The 2,759-nt window shown below is 63.2% G+C and carries 3 protein-coding genes; 1 reads left to right on the forward strand and 2 read right to left on the reverse strand.

From position 1 onward, the window contains the following. Nucleotides 1-108: 108 nt before the first annotated feature. Together JHD07_RS36710 and JHD07_RS36715 are read right to left on the reverse strand one after the other, a co-directional pair. Nucleotides 109-1,659: an ABC transporter substrate-binding protein gene (locus JHD07_RS36710; RefSeq protein WP_291631087.1), complete on the reverse strand. Its 1,551-nt coding sequence runs from the start codon at nucleotides 1,657-1,659 to the stop codon at nucleotides 109-111. Nucleotides 1,660-1,958: 299 nt separating this feature from the next. Next, entirely contained in the window at nucleotides 1,959-2,270 is a 312-nt protein-coding gene (locus JHD07_RS36715; protein ID WP_291631089.1) for a hypothetical protein, read from the reverse strand. 175 nt (nucleotides 2,271-2,445) lie between these two features. Here JHD07_RS36715 and JHD07_RS36720 point away from each other — a divergent pair. Next, nucleotides 2,446-2,759: transcriptional repressor (locus tag JHD07_RS36720; protein WP_291631091.1), on the forward strand; the 314-nt coding region annotated here is incomplete at its 3' end.

Raw genomic sequence — 2,759 nt, forward strand, 5'->3', positions numbered from 1 at the left:
TCCGCACAGGGATTGCCAAGAGGAGAGAGCCCTCACCCGCTCCGCTCTTCGAGCGTAGCGACCTCTCCCGCAAGCGGGAGAGGTAAGGGGAGTTCGGAGCGCCTGCCGTCACTTGTCGAGCCATGCGTCCCTGAAGCCGTCATTGACGCCAATTCCCGTGGTGATCAGGTTCTTGACCTTGCACCGCATGATCGTGGGGAATTGCAGCTCGAGCATCCAGGCCACCGGCACGTCCTCGACCAGGATCTTCTGCGCCTTCTCGTAGATCTCCTTGCGCTTGGAATCCGGCGTGGCGACGGCGCCCTCGGCAAACAGCTTGTCGATCTCCGGGTTGGAATAGCCCTCGACGTTGTTGAAGACCTGGCCCTTGGCGATGTTGCTGGAGATGTAGTTGCGGCCGACGCCGAGCGCAGGATCGCCGTACTGGTAGAGATAGGTGAAGGCGATGTCGTAGTCCCAGTCGCTGATCTTCTGGTTGCCGCCGGCAACGTCGGTCGCGATCGTCTCGATGTTCATGCCGACGTCCATGAGGTTCTGCTTCACCGCCTCACCCCAGCGCTGCCAGGTCTCGCCATAGGCGAGCGGCAAGATGCGGATCTTCTCGCCCTTGTAGCCGGCTTCCTTCAGCAGCGCCTTGGCCTTGGCAGGATCGTAGGGATATTTCTTCACGTCGTCGGTGTAGTATTTGATGGTCGAGGCGGAAGGGCCGGTGGCGACCTTGCCGAGCCCGTTCCAGATCACGTCCTTGGCGAAGTCGCGGTCGACCGCATACATGATCGCCTGCCGCACCCGCTTGTCCGCGAGCGGACCCTGGCGGTTGTTGAGCCACAGCCAGGCAAGCGGTGAGAAGAACTCCCAGCCGGCGCCGGTGACGCAGGTGTCCTTCAGCTTGGACAGCCGCGGCACGTCGAAATTCTCCACCGAGCCGCCGGGCAGCACGTCGACCTTGCCGGTCTCGTACGCCACCGAGCGCGCGGCGGCGTCCGGAATGATCTGCCAGTAGATCTCGTCGAGATAGGGCTTGCCCTTCTCGTGGTAGTTCGGGTTCTTGACCAGGCGGATGAACGAGCCCTTCTGCCACTCCTTGAACATGAACGGGCCGGTGCCGACAGGCGCATTGTTGTAGGCGTTGGTCTTCCAGTCGGTGCCTTCATAGAGATGTTTCGGCACGATCGGCATCGAGCCGACCTCGAAGATGCCGAGGAACGGGCCGAAGGGCTGCTTCAGCGTGAACACCACCGTATGGTCGTCCGGCGTCTCGATCTTGTCGACCTGCGCCAGATTGGTGCGGGCACGCGCATGCGTCTGCTTCAGCATCTCCATCGAGAACAGGACGTCGGCGGCGGTGAAGGGCTTGCCGTCGTGCCAGGTCACGCCCTTCTTGAGCTTGAAAGTGTAGGTCTTGGCGTCTTCGCTGACGCTCCAGCTTTCGGCAAGCCCGGGCTGCGGCTCGAGCTTCGGGCTGTAGCGCAGCAGCCCTTCGAAGATGTTGCCTGACACCATCTGGGTCGGGCCGTTCTGGACTTGTGCAAGCATCAGGCCGGGCGGCTCCGGCTGGATCACGGCATTGATCACGCCCCCCGTCTTCGGCGCCTGCGCCAGCGCCGGGGCCGTGAGGCCGCAAGCCAGGAGAAGACCAAGCAATACTCTTTTCGGCATGTCGTATCTTTCTCAAGCGAGGCAAGCCAAAAGCGCTTCGCGACGTCATGGCGTGCGAAGCTGCGGCCAGCCCATCCCAGTCCCCATCCGCCGGTGAGGCTCACACAGTCCCGTTCGGCGCCGCAAGATGAAAGTCTCGACAGCGTCCGCACAAAAAATGTACAGCGCGTCCTGTTTTCCCGCACGGGCTCTGCCCCCGCGAATTGGCTGGTTTCGAGGGATCAGGGCGGGTCTGGTGGCGTCGAGAGCCTGCCGCAGCTGTGCCCAAGCCCGCGCCTGCGACCAAAAGCATCAGGCCGTCATTTCGCGCCGAGCGCCCGCCGCAATTCGTCGAGCGCCTCGGCGAGTTGCTCGCGGTGCGCGATGTCGTCCGCAGGGATTGCGGCGACGCTGCCTGCGAGCTCCCGCAGGATGCCGGCGAGCAGGCCGAAATTGATATGCAGATGCACCGATTTGCGTTCGTCGGGCGCGCCCGGATGTTGCAGCACCAGCGCAACGCCGCTGCCGTCGAGCTTCGCCTCGAAGCGGGAGGAATGCTCGAAGGTGCCGACATAGAACTTGTCGGGATATTCGAGCGCAACCTCTGCCTTGTCGGGAACGGGCTTGGACATGTGACCCTCATCGAGATCGAACCCTTTTGGCTGAGAATTAGTCCGGCAACCTTGCGATAGGTCAGAGACGGCGCTGCTTCCGATTTGATCCGGATCAAAGCCGTGCGGCGGCCTCTGCGATCGAATGGCAACTGGCGAGACGCGGCTGCGCGTTCCCTTCAGCGGTGAGACCACGATGGACATTCAGGCCACGACGATCCCTGTCGATGACGATGCCGGACCCGACGTCGATTTCACGGCAGGGGCCGGCGTACAGCGCTGCCTGCAATTGCTGGGCAGGGCCGGCCTGCGTCCGACCCGCCAGCGCCTGGCGCTCGGCCAATTGCTGTTCCTGGGCGGCCATCGTCACGTCACCGCGGAGAGCCTCTATGAAGAGGCGATGGCGGCCAACACGTATCTGTCGCTCGCGACCGTCTACAACACGCTGAACCAGTTCACCGAGGCGGGCCTCTTGCGCCGGATCGCGGCCGACGGCCTCAAGTCGTTTTT

The organism is Bradyrhizobium sp., assembly GCF_016462955.1.
Taxonomy (GTDB): Bacteria; Pseudomonadota; Alphaproteobacteria; order Rhizobiales; family Xanthobacteraceae; genus Bradyrhizobium.